This window comes from Candidatus Desulforudis audaxviator MP104C (assembly GCF_000018425.1).
In the GTDB taxonomy this organism is placed as follows: domain Bacteria; phylum Bacillota; class Desulfotomaculia; order Desulfotomaculales; family Desulforudaceae; genus Desulforudis; species Desulforudis audaxviator.
The window spans coordinates 257,343-275,358 of record NC_010424.1; the positions used below are offsets into that span (position 1 = coordinate 257,343).

Consider the following 18,016-nt stretch of genomic DNA (forward strand, 5'->3'; position numbering starts at 1 on the left):
CTAGGAGGCTTCTTTATGCAAAGGCAGAAGATCCGGATCCGGCTGAAGGCTTTCGACCATCACATGCTGGATCAGTCGGCCCAGAAAATAGTGGAAACGGTCCGGAGAACGGGCGCTGATGTGGCGGGCCCCGTCCCGCTGCCGACGGAAAAAGAGATCTACACAATTCTCCGTTCTCCGCACAAGGACAAAGACTCGCGGGAGCAGTTTGAAATCCGAACCCACAAACGGTTGATCGATATTCTCGAACCGACGCCCAAAACAGTGGACGCCTTAATGCGTCTGGATTTGCCGGCTGGTGTGGACATTGAGATCAAGCTTTAGGTTCGGAGCAGGAGGTGTGGCTGATGGCTAAGGGAATCCTTGGGCGCAAGCTGGGAATGAGCCGGTTCTTCACGGCGGAAGGGGTGGCCGTACCGGTGACGCTGATCGAGGCCGGGCCGTGCACCGTGGTCCAGAAAAAGACCCCGGACACCGACGGGTACAGCGCCGTGCAGCTGGGTTTTATGGAACAACCGGCGAAAAGAGTAAACCGGCCGCTGAAAGGGCACTTCGGCCGGGCCGGGGTGAAGCCGAGCCGGTTCTTGCGCGAGCTCCGCGTGGCAGATGCTGCTGACTACGAGGTCGGACAGGTACTGAAAGCGGACCTTTTTGACGTCGGAGAAATCGTGGATGTGGTGGGCACCTCCAAGGGCAAAGGTTTTGCCGGGGGAATCAAGCGCCACGGTTTTCACCGGGGACCGATGGGTCACGGCTCCAAGTACCACCGCCGGCCGGGTGCGCTGGCGGCGAAGGGTCCGGCCCGCGTGTTCAAGGGCCGGAAACTCCCGGGGCGCCTGGGCGGCGTGCGGGTGACCGTTCAGAACCTGGAGATAGTGAAGGTGGACCCCGAGAGGAATCTGCTGGCCGTGCGGGGCGCGGTCCCGGGAATCCGGGGCAGCCTGGTGGTGGTCAAAAGCGCGGTCAAAGGCAACGAATAGTCTTTTGATGAGAGAGCGCGGGTAAAGAGGAAACGCAGGAGCAGGAGGGAAGCAGCTATGCCCACAGCAGCAGTTTTCAATATCGAAGGTCAACAGGTGGGCGAAATTGAACTGAGTGAGGCCGTGTTCGGTCAGCCGGTCAACGACGCCGTACTGCACGAAGTGGTCGTGATGCAGTTGGCCAACCGGCGGCAGGGCACTCACGACACCAAGACCCGGTCCGAGGTCCGGGGAGGCGGGAGGAAACCCTGGCGCCAGAAAGGCACCGGGCGGGCCCGTCACGGGACCATCCGTTCGCCGATCTGGCGCGGGGGCGGCATCGTTTTCGGTCCTCATCCCCGGGATTATTCCTACCGGGTGCCCAAGAAGGTCAAGCGGCTGGCTTTGAAGTCGGCGCTGGCGACCAAGGTCGACGCGGGCCGGATATTGGTTCTGGACGCCCTGGAACTCCCGGGGCCGAAGACCAAAGAGATGGCGCGCATTCTGGCCAACCTGAAGGCCGGAGAGGGCGCGCTGGTGGTGACTGCCGAAAGGAACGTCAACGTCGAAAAGTCGGCCCGGAACCTTCCCGGGGTGAAATCCCTGGAGGCCAGGCAGCTCAACGTGTACGACCTGTTGAACCATCCCCACCTGATCATAACCAGGGACGCGGTGGCCCGGGTGGAGGAGGTGCTGGCGTAATGAAGTTTGCCCACGATATTTTACGCAAGCCGCTGATCTCGGAGAAGTCGATGTCACTGACCGAAGGGAACAAGTACACCTTCATCGTTGATCCCCGGGCGAACAAGACCGAGATCAAGAAAGCGGTGGAGGAAATCTTCAAGGTCAAAGTGCTCAAGGTCAACACCATCCGGGTGAAAGGCAAGCAGGTGCGCCGGCGGAACATCCTCGGCCGGAAGCCGGAGACGAAAAAAGCTGTGGTGACCTTGCGTCCGGGTGACAAGATCGAGATCTTTGAAGGCGTCTAGTTTTAGGGAGGAATTAGGGAGGAATAAGGATGGCGACCAAAAAGTTTAAACCGACTTCCCCCGGACGCCGTTTCGTAACCGTTTCCGATTTTCGTGAAGTCACGGTAACGGAACCGGAGAAATCCCTGGTGGAGCCGCTGCGGAAAAAGGCCGGCCGGAACTTCCAGGGCCGGGTCACGGTGCGGCACCGGGGAGGCGGGCACAAGCGGCTGTACCGGGTGATTGACTTCAAGCGGAATAAGGACGGCGTACCGGGCAAGGTGGCAACCATCGAATACGATCCGAACCGCTCGGCGAACATCGCGCTGGTGAACTACGCCGACGGTGAGAAGAGGTACATCGTCGCCCCGGCGGGCTTAAAGGTCGGGCAGGAAATAATGTCCGGTCCCCAGGCCGATATCAAGGTCGGCAACGCGCTGCCCCTGCGCAACATCCCGCCGGGGGTGCTCATTCACAACATCGAGCTTTATCCCGGGCACGGGGCCCGGGTGGTCCGGTCCGCCGGGGGCTCGGCCCAACTGATGGCCAAGGAGGGCGACTACGCCCATGTCCGTCTGCCTTCGGGCGAGGTACGGCTCTTCCCCCTGGACTGCCGGGCGACCATCGGCCAAGTGGGCAACGTCGAGCACGAGAACATCGTTATCGGCAAGGCCGGGCGGGCGCGCTGGCTGGGCATCCGTCCGACCGTACGGGGCGTCGTAATGAACCCGGTCGATCATCCCCACGGCGGCGGCGAGGGCCGCTCACCGATCGGACGCCCCCCGGTTACCCCCTGGGGTAAACCGGCGCTGGGTACCAGAACCCGGAACAAGAAAAAGGCCAGCAGCAAGCTGATTGTCAAGCGGCGCACTAAGTAAGAAAGGGGGTAGCAACGTGGGTCGGTCACTAAAGAAAGGGCCGTACTGCAGTCCGAAACTCCTGGCCCGGATCGAGGAAATGAACGAGAAGGACCAGAAGCGGGTTGTGAAGACCTGGTCCCGCCGGTCGACCATTTTCCCCCAGATGATTGGCCACACCATCGCTGTGTATGACGGGCGAAAGCACGTGCCGGTGTACGTCACCGAGGAAATGGTTGGGCATAAACTCGGCGAGTTTGCGCCCACGCGGACCTACCGGGGACATGGGCATCACACCGAAAGATCCACGGCGTTGAAGTAAAGGGGGATTGTGTGTGGAAGCGAAAGCAGTAGCCAGATACATTCGTCTCTCCCCCGCCAAGGCGCGTGAAGTTGTCGGCCTGGTGCGGGGCAAAAGCGTGGACGAGGCGCTGGCCATCCTGCGGTTTACCCCGCAGCGGGCGGCCGGGGCGGTGGCCAAGGTGATCAAATCGGCGGCGGCCAACGCCGAGCACAACAACGATATGGACCGGACCCGGCTGGTCGTCGCCAAGGTTTACGTGGACCAGGGGCCTTCCCTGAAAAGGTTCCGGCCGCGTGCGTACGGCCGGGCGAACGTGATCAAGCACCGGACCAGCCACATCACCGTAATAGTCAGTGACGGAAAGGAGGGATAATCAGTGGGTCAAAAGGTTGACCCGAGAGGGTTAAGGCTTGGGATTGTCCGCGATTGGGACGCCAAGTGGTATGCGGGCAAGAAAGACTTTTCCAACCTCCTCCTGGAAGACGTTAAGATCAGGGATTACATTAAAAGCAAGCTTTTGGCCGCGGGGATATCCCGGATTCATATCGAGCGTACGGCTAACCGGGTGCGTATCGCCATCCACACGGCGAAGCCGGGGGTGGTGATCGGCCGCGGCGGTACGGAAGTCGAGGTTCTGCGCAAAGAACTTGAGAAGCTGACCGGGAGGCAGATCAGCATAAACATCGTGGAGATCAAGACGCCCGAACTCGATGCCCAACTGGTGGCCGAGAACGTGGCCGCCCAACTCCAGCGGCGCGTCGCCTTTCGCCGGGCCATGAAGCAGGCGGTGGGACGGGCCATGAAGCTCGGGGCCAAGGGAATTAGAATCTCTGTTGCCGGCCGGTTGGCCGGGGCGGAAATCGCCCGTACCGAGTGGTACAGCGAGGGCAAGGTGCCCCTCCACACCCTGCGGGCGGACATTGACTACGGTTTTTCCGAGGCGAAAACCACCTACGGCAAGATCGGGGTCAAGGTCTGGATTTACCGGGGTGAGATTCTTCCGGAAAGGGCTGCGCGTGAAGGAGGCAGGTAAAAATGTTGACGCCCAAGAGGGTTAAATGGAGAAGACAACACCGGCCCGATCGAGCCGGAAAGGCCAAGGGCGGCACCAAAATACAGTTCGGCGACCTGGCCTTGCAGTCACTCGATGTCGCCTGGATATCGAGCCGGCAGATCGAGGCGGCCCGTATTGCGATGACCCGTCACGTAAAGCGCGGCGGCAAAGTCTGGATCCGCATCTTCCCGGACCGGCCGATCACGGCCAAACCGGCGGAAACCCGCATGGGCTCCGGCAAGGGCTCGCCGGAATACTGGGTTGCCGTGGTGAAGCCGGGACGGATCATGTTTGAAATCGCCGGAGTGCCGGAGGAAACGGCGCGCGAGGCTTTGCGTCTTGCTTCTCATAAACTGCCCTGCAGAACGAAAATTGTGAAACGCCAGGAAGTGGGTGAGGCCGGTGAAGGTTAAGGAGCTCAGGGAAATGACGGATGTGGAGTTGCGCAAGAAGCTGGCCGATACCAAAGACGAACTGTTCCGCCTGAGATTTCAGAGTGCCACCGGGCAGCTCGACAATCCCATGAAAATACAAGAGGTCCGGAGACGCATCGCCCGGGTGAAGACGGTGCTGCGGGAAAGGGAGCTGGGCATCAAGCACGCGTAAGGAGGAAAGACAGTGGAACGCAAAAGCCGCAAAGTGCGGACCGGTAGGGTTGTGAGCGACAAAATGGACAAGACGGTTGTGGTAGCCGTGGACACCCTGGTCAAACACCCGCTTTACGGGCGCACGGTTCGCCGTACCCGGAAGTTCATGGCCCACGATGAAGATAACCAGTGCCGAATCGGCGATAAGGTAAAAATTGCGGAGACGCGCCCTCTGTCCCGGCACAAGCGTTGGCGGGTGGCCGAGGTGCTGGAGCGGTCGCAGATCTAGAGGAGGTTTTAGGGCCTTGATTCAGGTACAAACGGTGCTCAACGTAGCCGACAATACCGGGGCCAAGAAACTGATGTGCATCCGGATTTTGGGCAGTTCCTTTCGGCGCTACGCCTCCATCGGCGACATCATTGTCTGCTCCTGCAAGGAGGCGGCCCCCGGCGGAGTGGTCAAGAAAGGCGATGTGGTCAAGGCCGTGGTGGTCAGGACCAAGAAGGAAATCGGGCGCCCGGACGGTTCCTACATCAAGTTCGACGAAAACGCCGCGGTGGTGATCAAGGACGACAAGAGCCCGCGGGGTACCCGCATCTTCGGTCCGGTGGCGCGGGAACTGAGGGAAAAGGACTTTATGAAAATTGTCTCCCTTGCTCCCGAGGTACTGTAGGAACCAGAATCCAGGAGTCAGGAGTCAGAATTCAGAATTCCAAAGTTGGGAGTGGACTTCAGGAGTTGGGAGCGGGGAAAAGGAGGATTGCCCCCCTTTGTGGAGCCCGGGAAGAGAGAAACCGAGAACCAGGAGTAAGTAGCGACACGGAAATAGGGACTGCGGAAATTGGGGACGCCACCCCTTTTTCCGGGAGCTAAGAGGTAGAAAAAGCGGAATAACAGGAGTCGGCCCGAAAAAATAGGGGACTTGACCCCCTTTTTCGGGCGGGCGCAAGATGGTGAGGTGTGAACAGTGGGTAAGATGAATGTGCGCAAGGGGGATAAAGTGGTGGTGATCACCGGTAAGGACGCCGGCAAACGTGGTAAGATCATCGAGGCTATCCCCGACAAAAACAAGGTGATCGTCGAAGGCGTCAACGTGGTCAAGAGACATTCCCGCCCGACCCGGAAACTGCCGCAAGGCGGAATCCAGGAGAAGGAGGCCCCGATTGACTCTTCAAACGTAATGCTGCTGTGCGCGCGGTGCCACAAACCGACCCGCGTGGGACGGCGCATCCTGGACGACGGCACTAAGGTCAGGGTTTGCAAGAAGTGCGGCGAAGCACTGCAGTAGCCGTAAGGAACAAAGGGGGCTTTTAAGAGGTGTCGGGACTGAAACAAAAGTACATTGAGGAAGTCATTCCGGCGATGATGGATAAGTTTAAGTACCGCAACGTGATGGAAGTCCCCCGGTTGGAGAAGGTCGTAATCAACATCGGCATGGGGGAGGCCGTCCAGAACGCCAAGGCCATCGATGCCGCGATGCAGGACCTGCGGACCATTACGGGCCAGCAGCCGGTGGTGACCAGGGCCAAGAAATCGGTGGCGGCCTTCAAAATCCGGGAAGGGATGCGAATTGGACTCAAGGTGACGCTGCGGGGGAGCCGGATGTATGATTTTGTGGACCGCCTGATCAACGTGGCGCTGCCCCGGGTCCGGGACTTCCGTGGAGTTTCCCCCAAGGCTTTCGACGGTCGGGGGAACTACACGCTGGGCTTGAAAGAGCAGTTGATATTCCCGGAGATCGACTATGATAAAATCGACAAGGTGCGGGGAATGGACATCACTTTCGTGACCAGCGCCAAGAGCGACGAAGAGGCCCGGGAATTCTTAAGACTGATCGGGATGCCGTTGAAACCTCATTAAAGGAGGGCAGCTAATGGCAAAAAAATCCTTAATCGAGAAAGCCAACCGGCCGCCGGCGTTTCGGGTGCGGCAGTACAACCGGTGCAAGCTCTGTGGTCGGCCACGGGCGTACATGCGCAAGTTCGGTGTGTGCCGCATCTGTTTCCGAAGCTTGTGTTACCGGGGACAGATCCCCGGAGTCCGCAAGGCAAGCTGGTAAAGGAGGTAGTGGGTTCATGTTAACGGATCCGATTGCGGATTACCTTACGCGTATCCGGAACGCCAATACTGCCTTTCACGAGACCACCGAGGTTCCGGCTTCGGGGATCAAGAAAGCGCTCACTGAGATCCTCAAGGAAGAAGGCTTCATCAGGGGTTTCGAAGTGGTGGACGACGGTAAGCAGGGTAAGATCCGAATTTACCTGAAATACGGTAAGAACAAGGAACGGGTGATCACCGGCTTGAAGCGCATTTCCAAGCCGGGTCTGCGGGTGTACGCGGGCAAAGAAGAAGTTCCCCGGGTGCTCGGTGGGCTGGGCATTGCCATCCTGTCCACCTCCAAGGGGATCATGACCGACAAAGAGGCCCGGAAAGAGGGTATCGGCGGAGAGGTAATCTGCTACATCTGGTAGCGACAGTCGGGAGGTGAACTACGAGCAGATGTCACGGATCGGAAGAATGCCGATTAAAATACCGCCGGACGTGAAGATCACGATCGAAGGCAACACCGTGCGGGTCGAGGGCCCGAAGGGCCGGCTCGAGCGGGAAATACCGGCCAACACGAAACTGGTGGTCGAAAACGGCCGGGCGGTGATCGAGAAGGCGGGCGAGGAAAAGCCCGGCACAGCGATGTTGGGTTTGACCCGCACCCTGGTGGCGAACATGGTCGACGGGGTGACCAAGGGTTTTCAGCGGAACCTGGAACTGACCGGAGTCGGCTACCGTGCTTCGCTTCAGGGCCGGAAGCTGGTTATGACGCTGGGATATTCGCACCCCGTGGAATATGAACCACCCGCCGACATTGAGATCGAAGTGCCGGCGGTTACCCGGATCATCATCCGGGGTGCCGACAAGGAAAAGGTGGGCCGTGTGGCGGCCAAGATCAGGTCTTTCCGGAGCCCCGAGCCCTACAAAGGCAAAGGTGTGCGGTACGAAGGCGAGAAGATTCGCCTGAAGGCCGGTAAGGCCGGACTGAAGAAGCGATAGCGAAAGGAGGGGCACGGCTCTTGCTGAACAAAACCAGTCGTAAGGAGCAGCGCGAACGGAGAAGAATCAGAGTGCGCAAGAAAATCACCGGCACTCGGGAGTGCCCCAGACTCAATGTCTTCCGCAGTGCGAGGCATATCTACGCGCAACTCGTGGACGACGAACGCGGGGTGACCCTCTGTGCGGCCTCTACTCTTCTTCCGGAGCTGAAGGAAAGGCTGGGTGACGGGGGGGGCAAAATCGGGGTGGCCCGTGCTGTGGGCGAAATGATCGCTGAAAAGGCGAAGTCCCTGGGGATCGAAAGGGTGGTTTTCGACCGCGCCGGTTACCTATACCACGGCCGAGTAAAGGCCCTGGCCGAAGGGGCCCGGGCAAAAGGTCTTGAATTTTAAAACGACGGGGGGAATGACGTGGGCAGGATAGACGCCTCTAAAATGGAGATCTCGGAAAAAGTGGTTTTCATCAACCGCTGCGCCAAGGTGGTCAAAGGCGGCCGCCGGTTCAGTTTCTCGGCCCTCGTCGTGGTCGGGGACGGCGCCGGGCACGTCGGTTTCGGGCTGGGTAAGGCGACCGAAGTCCCGGAAGCGATTCGCAAAGGAATCGAGGACGGGAAGAAGAACCTTATTCAAGTGCCCCTGGCCGGCACCACCATCACGCACGAGGTTCTGGGACGGTACGGCGCGGGCAAGGTCCTTTTGCGGCCGGCCTCCCCCGGCACTGGCGTGATCGCCGGCGGCCCGGTGCGCGCGGTGCTTGAACTGGCCGGTGTTCGGGATATATTGACCAAGTCCCTGGGCTCCAACAACGCCAACAATATGGTCCGGGCCACAATCGATGCCTTGAAACAACTGAAGACCAGGGATGAGGTTGCGCGCAACCGCGGTAAGGACGTTAAGGAACTCAGGACGGGGGGTTAAGATCGTGGCCGAGAAGAAGAAATCAAAGCTCAAAATCACACTGGTGAAAAGCCTGATCGGCCGGCCCGAAACCCAGCGCCGGACCGTCCGGGCCCTGGGACTCACCCGGATGCACCAGACGGTGGAGCAAAACGATGTGCCCCAGATCCGAGGCATGGTCAATAGAATCAGACATCTAGTCAAGGTTGAGGAAGCGTAAGGGGGTGCAGGCTTGAAACTCAGCGAACTGAAACCGCCGGCCGGGGCCCGGAAGAAACCGACTCGCAAGGGGCAGGGTATCGCCACGGGTCAGGGCAAGACGGCGGGCCGTGGTCATAAAGGTCAGAAGGCCCGGTCGGGCGGTGGTGTCCGCCGGGGTTTTGAAGGGGGCCAGATGCCCCTGACCCGCCGGATGCCGAAGCGGGGCTTCACGAACATCTTTAAGAAGTTTTTCGCCGTGGTGAACCTGGAAGATTTGAACCGGTTTGAAGAAGGAACCGTAGTCACACCCGAAGTATTGCTGGAAAACCGGATGGTTCGCAAAGGGGTGGACGGAATCAAAATTCTGGGGACCGGCGAGCTCAAAAAACCGTTGACCGTGCGGGCGCACGCCTTTTCAGGGGCGGCCCGGGAGAAAATCGCTGCCGCCGGGGGAAAGGCCGAGGTGATTTAATTGCAGTTCTTGAGCACCTTGCAGGCCGCCGTAAAGGTTACGGAACTCAGGAACAAGCTCTTGTTTACCCTGGCGATGCTCCTGATTTTCCGGATCGGGGCCCACGTCCCGACGCCGGGGGTGCGTCCCGAGGCCATGGCTGAGCTGATCGCCAGCGGTGTGCTGTTCGGCTTCTTTGACGTCATTTCCGGGGGCGCGTTCAAGAATTTTTCGGTGTTCGCGATGGGGATCATCCCGTACATCAACGCTTCGATCATAATGCAGCTCCTGACCGTGGTCATTCCGAAACTGGAGCGGCTGGCGAAAGAGGGTGAAGAGGGACGGAAAAAGATCCAGCAGTACATCCGCTACGGCACGGCGGTCCTGGCCTTCCTGCAGGCCATCGGTATGTCGGTGGCCATCAAGGGCGCCCTGATTTCGCCGACCGTGGTGAACTACCTGTTCGTAGCCCTCATCCTCACGGCGGGAACCGTGTTCCTGATGTGGCTGGGTGAGCAGATCACCGAAAAGGGGATCGGCAACGGAATCTCGCTGTTGATCTTCGCCGGCATCGTATCCCGGGTTCCGGAGGGGGTGACCCGGGTGGTCGAGTATTTGCAGGTCGGCACGATCAACATTCTGAGTGTGCTCGCCCTGTTGATCATCGGGACACTGGTGATCGCCGCGGTGGTCGCCATGCACGAGGGGCAGCGCCGTATTCCGGTGCAGTACGCGAAGCGCGTCATCGGACGCCGGGTCTACGGGGGGCAGACCACGCACCTGCCGCTGAAAGTCAATCAGGCGGGCGTGATCCCGGTGATTTTCGCCTCCTCGATGTTGATCTTCCCGGAGCAGATGCTGCAGTGGTTCTCCGGGAACGCGGTGGCGGCGTGGTTCCTGAACTTCTTCCACTGGGGGTCGTTCTTCCATACCACCCTGTACGCCCTGCTGATTATCGGCTTTACATATTTTTACACGGCGATTATCATGAATCCGGTGGATATGGCCGACAACATCAAAAAGCACGGCGGCTTCATCCCGGGAATCCGCCCGGGCCGCCCGACCGCCGAGTATATTTCCAAGGTGATGTCCAGAATCACCCTGGCGGGGGCCATATTCCTGGCGCTTATCGCGATTTTGCCGAACTTCGTGCTCTTGGCAACCCAGATCCCGAACGTGTACTTCGGGGGCACCGCCCTTTTGATCGTGGTCGGCGTGGCCTTGGAGACCATGAAACAGGTGGAGGCGCACCTGTTGATGCGCAGCTACCAGGGGTTCATCAAGCAGTCCGGGTGATCAGATGATTACCAGCAAATCCGCCCGCGAAATTGGTTACATGCGGGAAGCCGGGCGCGTGGTGGCCGGGGCGTTCGCCGAACTAGCCCGGTACATAGAACCCGGTATCACGACCCGGGAACTGGATGCGGTGGCGGAGAGATTCATTCGCAAGCAGAGAGCGAAACCCGCCTTTAAAGGTCTATACGGTTTCCCGGCGACCATCTGCGCGTCGGTCAACGAAGAGGTGGTGCACGGGATTCCCGGTTTAAGGAAACTAAAGAATGGAGATATTATCAGTATTGACATCGGGGCGGAAATTAATGGATATTTTGGGGACGGTGCGGTGACTTTCCCGGTCGGTAAACCGGAGGCAAAGGTTCTGGAACTGCTGCGGGTGACCGAAGAGGCTCTTTATCTAGGTATTGCCCAGGCCAGGCCCGGAAACCGGTTGACCGATATCTCCCATGCGGTGCAGACCCACGTAGAGCACCACGGATTTTCGGTGGTCCGCGATTACGTCGGACACGGCATCGGAGCCAAGATGCACGAGGACCCGCAGATTCCAAACTACGGTCCTCCGGGAAGGGGCCCCCGGCTGGAGCCGGGTATGACGCTGGCCCTGGAACCCATGGTGAACATGGGCCTCCATGAGGTGATGACGCTGGAGGACCGGTGGACGGTGGTGACCAAAGACGGTCAGCCATCCGCCCACTTTGAACACACCATCCTGATCACCGACGGGGAGCCGGAAATCCTCACCCGGACCTGGTAAGAGGATGGACCGGCTGCCGGTCGGGCGGAAAGTGTGGGCGCTATTCAGCTGGCAGTGACCTCGCGGGAGGGGGGTGGACCCGTGGAAGCAGAGCGGATCACACCGGGCCGGGTGGTTATTTCCCGGGCGGGTCGGGATGCCGGACAGTGTTACGTGGTGGTAGCCTTACTCAGCGATTCCCGGGTGGCCCTGGCCGACGGGGTGGGACGGCGGATGGCGAATCCAAAGCGTAAGAACATCAAGCATTTGAAACTAGTCGCGGCTCAGGACCCAGAAGTGGAGCGCAAGTTTGCCAATGGAGAGAGAATAACGGACGCCGATATCCGAAGAGTGCTGTGGGTTTTGATGGAGAAGGAGGGTTGCCAGTGAAGCAGGACGTTATCGAGGTGGAGGGGAAGGTCGTCGAGCCTTTGCCCAACGCCATGTTCCGCGTTGAGCTGCCCAACGGCCACAAGGTCTTGGCCCATGTGTCCGGAAAGATCCGGATGAACTTTATCCGTATCCTACCCGGAGACCGGGTAATGGTCGAGCTTTCTCCATATGATCTTTCCCGAGGCCGGATCGTATACCGTTATAAGTAAAAAATTTAAGGGGGCATTACGGTGAAGGTCAAACCTTCCGTAAAAACCGTTTGTGAGAAGTGTAAGGTGATTCGCCGTAAGGGTAAAGTCGTGATTATTTGTTCCAACGCCAAGCATAAACAAAGGCAAGGATAAGGAGTGAGGGTTTTTGGCGAGAATATCGGGGGTTGATCTGCCGAGAGACAAGCGGGTGGAAGTGGCCCTGACCTATATTTACGGCATCGGCCGTTCGTCGGCGAAACAGCTTCTGGAACAGGTCAACGTCAACCCTGAAACCCGGGTCCGGGACCTGACCGAGGAAGAGATCTCCCGGCTCAGGGACTTGATTGACAAAGAGTATAAGGTGGAAGGGGATCTCCGGCGCGAGGTATCCCTGAACATTAAGCGACTGATTGAAATCGGATCATACCGCGGTTTGCGGCACCGGCGCGGCCTGCCGGTGTGGGGCCAGCGCACCAGGACCAACGCTAGGACGCGGAAAGGCCCCAAGAAGACCGTGGGCGTCCGCAGAAAGAAGTAGGAGGTTAGCAGATGGCGCGTCGTCCAAGAGCCAAGAAGAAAGAACGCAAAAACATCGAAACGGGTGTGGCCCACATCAAGTCCACCTTCAACAATACTGTAATCACCATTTCCGATGTCCGGGGCAATGCGATCTCCTGGTCCAGCGCTGGCACCGTCGGCTTTAAGGGCTCCCGCAAAAGCACGCCCTTTGCCGCTCAGCTAGCGGCCGAGAAGGCGGCCCGGGAGGCCATGGAGCACGGTATGCGGGAAGTGGCGGTAATGGTGAAGGGCCCGGGGGCGGGCCGTGAGGCCGCCATACGTTCCCTGCAGGCCGCCGGGCTGGAAGTGAGCCTCATTAAAGATGTCACACCCATTCCACACAACGGTTGCCGGCCGCCGAAGCGCCGGCGCGTATAGGAGGTGTCCTTTTGGCCAGATACACGGATGCGCGGTGCCGCTTGTGCCGCCGCGAAGGAACCAAGCTTTACTTGAAGGGGGACCGCTGTTATTCTCCCCGGTGCGCGGTCGACCGCCGGCCCGCCCCGCCCGGACAACACACTCCTTCCCGCCGGAAGGTTACGGAGTTCGGGATCCAGTTGCGCGAAAAGCAAAAAGTAAGGCGGATTTACGGAGTCCTGGAGTCCCAGTTTCGGAACTACTTCCACAAGGCCGAGCGTCAGCCGGGGGTGACCGGTGAGAACCTGTTGCGCCTGTTAGAGCTGCGGTTGGACAATGTGATCTACCGTCTGGGCCTTGGGGCGTCGCGGGCGGAGGCGCGCCAGCTGGTCAGGCACGGCCATTTCAAGGTTAACGGGCGCAAGGTTGACATTCCCTCTTACCAGGTGCGTGTCGGCGACGTGATCGCGGTGCGCGAGCGGAGCAAAGGGCTGACGCGGATACAGGAACTCCTGGACCGGGCGTCCGAGAACAATCCCCCCGCCTGGCTGGAGTACGACGGCGAACGGGCCGTGGCCCGGGTTGTGGCCTTACCCACCCGGGAGAATATCGACATCCCGGTCCGGGAGCAACTGGTGGTCGAGCTGTATTCCAGGTAAGTGGGTACCTTCTTGAGGGGGTTCGCAATGTTAGAAATAGAAAAACCGAAGATCGAGTGCGTTGAGATGGATCCGGAGGGCACGTACGGGAAGTTCGTCGTCGACCCTCTGGAAAGGGGCTACGGTATTACGCTGGGTAATTCGCTCCGGCGCGTGCTTTTAGCCTCGCTGCCCGGGGCGGCGGTCACCGCCGTCAAGATCGACGGGGTGCTGCACGAGTTTTCAAGTATTCCCGGCGTGCGTGAAGACGTCACCGAGCTGATCCTAAACCTGAAAAGCCTGCGTCTGAAGCTCTACGGCGAAGAGGATCGGTTGATGCGGATCGAGGCGGAAGGCGAGGGCCGGATCACCGCCGGCGACATCATCACCAGTCCGGATGTGGAGATCCTGAATCCGGACCTGCATATCGCCACGCTGGAGCCCGACGCACGATTGTATATGGAATTGACGGTGGGCCGGGGACGGGGTTACGTTCCGGCGGAGAAAAACAAGCGCGGCAACCACGTGATCGGCGTGATTCCCGTCGACTCCATCTTTACGCCGGTGACCAAGGTGAACTTTACGGTGGACAAAACGCGGGTGGGCCACGACACCGACTTTGACAAACTAACTATGGAGGTCTGGACCGACGGCAGCCTGCGCCCGGACGAGGCGTTGAGCTTGGCCGCGCGGATCACCACGGAACACCTGCGGCTGTTCGTGGGTCTCACCGAATCGGTGAACAACGTCGAGATCATGGTGACGAAAGAAGAAGAGAAAAAGAACAAGCTTTTGGAAATGCCCATCGAAGAACTCGATCTTTCCGTACGTTCGTACAACTGTCTGAAACGGGCCGGGATCAACACGGTGGAAGAACTCATCCAGCGCAACGAGGAAGAAATGATGAAGGTGCGCAACCTGGGCAAGAAGTCGCTGGAGGAAGTAGTGCGCAAGCTGGGTGAACTCGGCCTCGACCTGCGGCATGACGAGGAATAGTGTTTGGGGAGGTAACTAATCCAAATGGGCTACCGGAGACTGGGACTCCGCTCCGATCACCGCAGGGCCATGCTACGGAATATGGTCACCTCGCTGATCAAAGAGGAGCGGATTACGACGACCGAGACGCGGGCTAAGGAGGTCCGCAGTATCGCCGAAAAAATGGTCACCCTGGCCAAGCGGGGCGATCTGGCCGCCCGGCGCCAGGTTTCCGAATACCTGTTCGACGAAGAGGCCGCCAAGAAGCTTTTCAACACGGTGGCGGCCAGATACAAGGATCGTCCGGGCGGTTACACCAGGATCGTGAAAGTCGGGTTCCGGCGTGGGGACGCTGCCCCAATGGTGATCCTGGAACTGGTGTAGGGGAACCCAGGAAGTGCCGAATGTCCGGTTGACTCTCGCTTACGACGGCACGGCCTACCACGGCTTTCAAAAACAATCGGGTTCGGGCCTGCCGACCATTCAGGAAACACTGGAGCGCTGCCTGGCCGAACTTTCGGGGGCGGCGCTCAAAGTGACAGGGGCCAGTCGCACCGACGCCGGGGTCCACGCCAGGGGCCAGGTGGTGAATTTCGTGACCGGTAGGTGGGGCATACCCACCGAACGCATCCCGGCCGCCCTCAACGGCGTCCTTCCCGGCGATATTGCCGCCTTGGATGCCCGCGAGGTACCGGCTGATTTTCATGCCCGTTACAGTGCGGTCGCCAAGACATATAGCTACACCCTGTACAACCACCCGGTCCGCTCCCCGTTCCAGCGGCTGTACAGCCTGCACGTGCCCAGGGCCCTAGACCTCAGGGCCATGCGGCTCGCCGCCCGGCACCTGATGGGGCGGCACGACTTCAGTACCTTTCAGGCTGCCGGTCGGCCGGTCCAGTCGGCGGTGCGCACGCTGACCCGGGCCGATATCGAGGCCCAAGCGCCTCTGGTACGGCTGGTGTTCCGTGCCGACGGTTTCCTGTACAACATGGTGCGGATCATGGCCGGCACCCTGCTGGAGGTTGGCCTCGAGCGGCTCGACCCGGAAGCCTTGCCGGACATCATCGCGTCCGGGGACCGCGCCCGTGCCGGCCCCACGGTTCCTCCCCACGGACTGTGCCTGGAAGAAGTGGAATACGACTCAACCTGAACAAAAAGGTGTCTGACACCTTTTGACTTTCCCTGACTTTAGGTAAAAAGGGGTCAGGCCCCTTTTTACTTTTTGACTTTTTGGGAGGACTTGTCACCGTAGGGCGTTTTGCCAAGTACCCCGGGTACCCCGGCTGTTTCGCGTTGACTCCGGGGTGTTTCTTTCTTATACTGGGAAACACCGTAGTGGTACCCCTTTCGGTCTCCTATCCCGGTGCGAGGAGGTGCAATCAGGTGGCCAGAGAACCCGAAAAAACAGTGTGCCAGAACCGCAAGGCCAGACACGAATACTTCATCCTGGAGACCTACGAGGCCGGCTTGGTCCTGAAAGGCACCGAGGTCAAATCCCTGCGTGCCGGGAAGGCCAACCTGAAAGACAGCTTCGCGCGGATCCAGAACGGTGAGCTCTGGCTGGAGAACATGCACGTCAGCCCGTACGAGCAGGGAAACCGGTTCAACCACGAGCCGAAGCGGCCCCGCAAGCTCCTGATGCACAAGTCGGAGATCATGCGACTCTGGGGCAAGACCCGCGAAAAGGGCCTGGCGCTGATTCCGCTGCGGGTGTATTTCAAAGACGGCCGGGCTAAGGTCGAACTCGCCCTGGCCAAGGGCAAGAAACTCTACGACAAGCGCGACGACATCGCCAAGCGGGAGGCCGAGCGCGAGATTGCCCGGGCCGCCCGCGGCAAGGCCTAACATTAAGCCATTTGCGATGTTCGGGAGAAAAGATAAATAGGCTGTTTTAGAGTTGCGGAAAAAACATTTTACCCCGGTCCAATCCGGATTTTATGCGGTTTGCAGGGATGGGTAACGGGCGGATCGGCAAAATTGACCCCAAGGGAGAAAAGCGGAGAAAAAGCGAAGGAGAATGAGAAATAAGAAGGGAAACCCCCTTTTGTGGAGAATCCTTTTTGTAACCACCAAAAAAGAACCACGAAGGAGGTTTCCCTTATGGCCATTATACCACAACAGCGGCTTTTTGGGTGGCAGGAAATCGACGAACTCGGTGACTTGGAACGTTTTTTGCTTGTAGTGAACCACCTGCCCGATGAGCAGTTGATGCAAAAGCTGGAGAGAGAGCGTGGTAAGGGACGGGATGATTACCCGGTGCGGGCGGTTTGGAACTCCATCCTGGCCGGGATCGTATTTCAGCACGTGTCTGTGGAGAGCCTGCGGCGGGAACTCTGCCGGAACGGCCAGTTGTGGGAACTTTGCGGTTTTGATCCGGCCCGGGGCGAGGATGCCGTTCCGCCTTCTTACATATACAGCCGCATCTTGGTGAAACTGATGCGGCACGCCGACGAAGTGGAAAACATATTTACGCGGCTGGTGGATGAAATAAGAGTGCTGCTACCGGATTTCGGTCGAATTTTGGCCATAGACAGCAAAGCCGTCAGCAGTCTGGCCCGGGGCAAAAAGCGGGATGAAGAAGAGAAGGTCCAAAAGCCTGACGGGCGCCGGGACACCGATGCGGACTGGGGCCGGAAAACATACCGGGGGCGTAAGAAAGGCGGCACCCTATGGGAAAAAGTCGTGTGGTGGTTTGGCTACAAACTCCACCTTGTAGTTGACGCTGTTTATGAACTGCCGGTGGGATTTGCGGTGACAAAGGCATCGGCCAGCGACGTGAAAGAGGGACATATACTCATTGATCGGGTGGCGAAAGAGCATCCGGAGATTGTGGCCCGCTGCGAGGCATTGGCGGCGGACAAAGCCTTTGACGACATCAAGCTAAACGTGAAACTCTGGGACGAATACCGGATCAAGCCCGTGATTGACATCCGCAACACGTGGCGGGACGGCGAGGAGACGTGGCTTGTAACCGGTAAGGAGAACATCGTTTACGATTACCGTGGAACGGTTTATTGTTGCTGCCCCGAGACAAACAAACATCGCGAGATGGCCTTCGGGGGATTTGAGAAAGACCGGGAAACCTTGAAATACCGCTGTCCGGCCCGGCACTACGGAGTAGAGTGCCGGGGCATGGAACAATGTGCCGCAACCGGTGGGATACGTATTCCCCTGGTGGAAGACCGGCGGATCTTCACCCCGCTGGCGCGGTCCAGCTACAAGTGGAAAACACTCTACAAAAAGCGTACGGCGGTAGAAAGGGTAAATGCCCGCCTGGACGAGGCCTACGGATTTGAAAAGCATTTCATTCGGGGCTTGAAGAAGATGAAGCTGCGTTGCGGGTTGGCCCTGATGGTGATGCTGGCGATGGCCGTGGGCCGACTGCGACAAAAACAAGGAATAGACTTAAGGAGCCTGGTGAAGGCGGCCTGACGGGGCTCAACCGGAAAACAGATTACCTGCCAAGAGACGCCCAGAGTGGCGCTGGGGTAAGTTTGCCCTTTGGCAGAGCGGCATAGTCTATATACTCCATTTACCCCAATATTAGGTTGC

General features: G+C 59.1%; 34 protein-coding genes. All 34 read left to right on the forward strand.

Annotated elements, in window-relative coordinates; translation table 11 throughout:
- The first annotated feature begins 15 nt into the window (after positions 1-15).
- The 34 genes from rpsJ (at position 16) to DAUD_RS01355 (ending at position 17,896) form a co-directional block, all read left to right on the forward strand.
- Positions 16-324 (forward strand): 30S ribosomal protein S10, encoded by a 309-nt coding sequence (gene rpsJ / locus DAUD_RS01195; protein ID WP_012301377.1) that lies wholly within the window; start codon positions 16-18, stop codon positions 322-324.
- A gap of 23 nt (positions 325-347) precedes the next feature.
- Positions 348-980, forward strand: a complete 633-nt coding sequence (gene rplC / locus DAUD_RS01200) for a 50S ribosomal protein L3 (RefSeq protein WP_041570710.1) — start codon at positions 348-350, stop codon at positions 978-980.
- Positions 981-1,037: 57 nt separating this feature from the next.
- Positions 1,038-1,661 (forward strand): 50S ribosomal protein L4, encoded by a 624-nt coding sequence (rplD, locus tag DAUD_RS01205; RefSeq protein WP_012301379.1) that lies wholly within the window; start codon positions 1,038-1,040, stop codon positions 1,659-1,661.
- Complete coding sequence (rplW, locus tag DAUD_RS01210; RefSeq protein ID WP_012301380.1) at positions 1,661-1,948, forward strand: 50S ribosomal protein L23; 288 nt, start codon at positions 1,661-1,663, stop codon at positions 1,946-1,948. Before rplD ends, rplW begins: the two co-directional genes overlap by 1 nt.
- Positions 1,949-1,977: 29 nt before the next feature.
- Complete coding sequence (rplB, locus tag DAUD_RS01215) at positions 1,978-2,805, forward strand: 50S ribosomal protein L2 (protein ID WP_012301381.1); 828 nt, start codon at positions 1,978-1,980, stop codon at positions 2,803-2,805.
- Positions 2,806-2,821: 16 nt separating this feature from the next.
- A complete protein-coding gene (rpsS, locus tag DAUD_RS01220) occupies positions 2,822-3,106 on the forward strand; it encodes a 30S ribosomal protein S19 (protein ID WP_012301382.1) in 285 nt (94 codons plus the stop codon).
- Between the two features lie 13 nt (positions 3,107-3,119).
- Positions 3,120-3,461 carry a 50S ribosomal protein L22 gene (gene rplV / locus DAUD_RS01225; protein WP_012301383.1) on the forward strand — a complete coding sequence of 114 codons (342 nt, stop codon included), beginning with the start codon at positions 3,120-3,122 and terminating at the stop codon, positions 3,459-3,461.
- Between the two features lie 3 nt (positions 3,462-3,464).
- Entirely contained in the window at positions 3,465-4,121 is a 657-nt protein-coding gene (gene rpsC / locus DAUD_RS01230; protein ID WP_012301384.1) for a 30S ribosomal protein S3, read from the forward strand.
- Positions 4,122-4,123: 2 nt separating this feature from the next.
- Complete coding sequence (gene rplP / locus DAUD_RS01235; protein WP_012301385.1) at positions 4,124-4,555, forward strand: 50S ribosomal protein L16; 432 nt, start codon at positions 4,124-4,126, stop codon at positions 4,553-4,555.
- Positions 4,545-4,748, forward strand: coding sequence for a 50S ribosomal protein L29 (gene rpmC / locus DAUD_RS01240; protein ID WP_012301386.1), 204 nt, complete (start codon positions 4,545-4,547; stop codon positions 4,746-4,748). Before rplP ends, rpmC begins: the two co-directional genes overlap by 11 nt.
- 12 nt (positions 4,749-4,760) lie before the next feature.
- On the forward strand, positions 4,761-5,018 hold the full coding sequence (rpsQ, locus tag DAUD_RS01245; RefSeq protein ID WP_012301387.1) for a 30S ribosomal protein S17: 258 nt from the start codon (positions 4,761-4,763) through the stop codon (positions 5,016-5,018).
- 16 nt (positions 5,019-5,034) lie between these two features.
- The gene (gene rplN, locus DAUD_RS01250; protein ID WP_012301388.1) at positions 5,035-5,403 is read left to right on the forward strand and encodes a 50S ribosomal protein L14; all 369 of its coding nucleotides are present in this window, start codon (positions 5,035-5,037) and stop codon (positions 5,401-5,403) included.
- 303 nt (positions 5,404-5,706) lie between these two features.
- Positions 5,707-6,018 (forward strand): 50S ribosomal protein L24, encoded by a 312-nt coding sequence (gene rplX / locus DAUD_RS01255; protein WP_166485198.1) that lies wholly within the window; start codon positions 5,707-5,709, stop codon positions 6,016-6,018.
- 29 nt (positions 6,019-6,047) lie between these two features.
- On the forward strand, positions 6,048-6,590 hold the full coding sequence (gene rplE, locus DAUD_RS01260) for a 50S ribosomal protein L5 (RefSeq protein WP_012301390.1): 543 nt from the start codon (positions 6,048-6,050) through the stop codon (positions 6,588-6,590).
- A gap of 13 nt (positions 6,591-6,603) precedes the next feature.
- A complete protein-coding gene (locus tag DAUD_RS01265; protein WP_012301391.1) occupies positions 6,604-6,789 on the forward strand; it encodes a type Z 30S ribosomal protein S14 in 186 nt (61 codons plus the stop codon).
- Positions 6,790-6,805: 16 nt separating this feature from the next.
- Positions 6,806-7,201 (forward strand): 30S ribosomal protein S8, encoded by a 396-nt coding sequence (rpsH, locus tag DAUD_RS01270; protein ID WP_012301392.1) that lies wholly within the window; start codon positions 6,806-6,808, stop codon positions 7,199-7,201.
- A 28-nt stretch (positions 7,202-7,229) separates the two neighbouring features.
- Entirely contained in the window at positions 7,230-7,775 is a 546-nt protein-coding gene (gene rplF, locus DAUD_RS01275; protein ID WP_012301393.1) for a 50S ribosomal protein L6, read from the forward strand.
- Positions 7,776-7,795: 20 nt separating this feature from the next.
- The gene (gene rplR / locus DAUD_RS01280; protein WP_012301394.1) at positions 7,796-8,167 is read left to right on the forward strand and encodes a 50S ribosomal protein L18; all 372 of its coding nucleotides are present in this window, start codon (positions 7,796-7,798) and stop codon (positions 8,165-8,167) included.
- 42 nt (positions 8,168-8,209) lie between these two features.
- On the forward strand, positions 8,210-8,692 hold the full coding sequence (gene rpsE, locus DAUD_RS01285; protein ID WP_200858732.1) for a 30S ribosomal protein S5: 483 nt from the start codon (positions 8,210-8,212) through the stop codon (positions 8,690-8,692).
- Positions 8,693-8,696: 4 nt separating this feature from the next.
- Positions 8,697-8,891, forward strand: a complete 195-nt coding sequence (gene rpmD, locus DAUD_RS01290) for a 50S ribosomal protein L30 (RefSeq protein WP_041570711.1) — start codon at positions 8,697-8,699, stop codon at positions 8,889-8,891.
- Between the two features lie 12 nt (positions 8,892-8,903).
- Complete coding sequence (rplO, locus tag DAUD_RS01295) at positions 8,904-9,344, forward strand: 50S ribosomal protein L15 (RefSeq protein WP_012301397.1); 441 nt, start codon at positions 8,904-8,906, stop codon at positions 9,342-9,344.
- The gene (secY, locus tag DAUD_RS01300) at positions 9,345-10,619 is read left to right on the forward strand and encodes a preprotein translocase subunit SecY (protein ID WP_012301398.1); all 1,275 of its coding nucleotides are present in this window, start codon (positions 9,345-9,347) and stop codon (positions 10,617-10,619) included. It abuts the gene before it with no gap.
- 4 nt (positions 10,620-10,623) lie between these two features.
- The gene (gene map / locus DAUD_RS01305; protein WP_012301399.1) at positions 10,624-11,373 is read left to right on the forward strand and encodes a type I methionyl aminopeptidase; all 750 of its coding nucleotides are present in this window, start codon (positions 10,624-10,626) and stop codon (positions 11,371-11,373) included.
- A gap of 81 nt (positions 11,374-11,454) precedes the next feature.
- Complete coding sequence (locus DAUD_RS01310; protein WP_012301400.1) at positions 11,455-11,742, forward strand: KOW domain-containing RNA-binding protein; 288 nt, start codon at positions 11,455-11,457, stop codon at positions 11,740-11,742.
- Entirely contained in the window at positions 11,733-11,954 is a 222-nt protein-coding gene (gene infA / locus DAUD_RS01315) for a translation initiation factor IF-1 (protein WP_012301401.1), read from the forward strand. The genes DAUD_RS01310 and infA overlap by 10 nt, the downstream gene beginning before the upstream one ends.
- Positions 11,955-11,975: 21 nt before the next feature.
- Positions 11,976-12,089 (forward strand): 50S ribosomal protein L36, encoded by a 114-nt coding sequence (gene rpmJ / locus DAUD_RS11815; RefSeq protein ID WP_012301402.1) that lies wholly within the window; start codon positions 11,976-11,978, stop codon positions 12,087-12,089.
- Between the two features lie 13 nt (positions 12,090-12,102).
- Positions 12,103-12,474, forward strand: a complete 372-nt coding sequence (rpsM, locus tag DAUD_RS01320) for a 30S ribosomal protein S13 (protein ID WP_012301403.1) — start codon at positions 12,103-12,105, stop codon at positions 12,472-12,474.
- A gap of 11 nt (positions 12,475-12,485) precedes the next feature.
- Positions 12,486-12,872 carry a 30S ribosomal protein S11 gene (gene rpsK, locus DAUD_RS01325; RefSeq protein ID WP_012301404.1) on the forward strand — a complete coding sequence of 129 codons (387 nt, stop codon included), beginning with the start codon at positions 12,486-12,488 and terminating at the stop codon, positions 12,870-12,872.
- A gap of 11 nt (positions 12,873-12,883) precedes the next feature.
- Positions 12,884-13,510 carry a 30S ribosomal protein S4 gene (rpsD, locus tag DAUD_RS01330; RefSeq protein ID WP_012301405.1) on the forward strand — a complete coding sequence of 209 codons (627 nt, stop codon included), beginning with the start codon at positions 12,884-12,886 and terminating at the stop codon, positions 13,508-13,510.
- Positions 13,511-13,537: 27 nt separating this feature from the next.
- Positions 13,538-14,485 carry a DNA-directed RNA polymerase subunit alpha gene (locus DAUD_RS01335; protein WP_012301406.1) on the forward strand — a complete coding sequence of 316 codons (948 nt, stop codon included), beginning with the start codon at positions 13,538-13,540 and terminating at the stop codon, positions 14,483-14,485.
- A 24-nt stretch (positions 14,486-14,509) separates the two neighbouring features.
- Positions 14,510-14,848 carry a 50S ribosomal protein L17 gene (gene rplQ / locus DAUD_RS01340; protein WP_012301407.1) on the forward strand — a complete coding sequence of 113 codons (339 nt, stop codon included), beginning with the start codon at positions 14,510-14,512 and terminating at the stop codon, positions 14,846-14,848.
- A gap of 13 nt (positions 14,849-14,861) precedes the next feature.
- Entirely contained in the window at positions 14,862-15,614 is a 753-nt protein-coding gene (gene truA, locus DAUD_RS01345) for a tRNA pseudouridine(38-40) synthase TruA (protein ID WP_012301408.1), read from the forward strand.
- 233 nt (positions 15,615-15,847) lie between these two features.
- Entirely contained in the window at positions 15,848-16,309 is a 462-nt protein-coding gene (smpB, locus tag DAUD_RS01350) for an SsrA-binding protein SmpB (RefSeq protein ID WP_012301409.1), read from the forward strand.
- Between the two features lie 255 nt (positions 16,310-16,564).
- Entirely contained in the window at positions 16,565-17,896 is a 1,332-nt protein-coding gene (locus DAUD_RS01355) for a transposase (RefSeq protein WP_012301410.1), read from the forward strand.
- Positions 17,897-18,016: the final 120 nt, after the last annotated feature.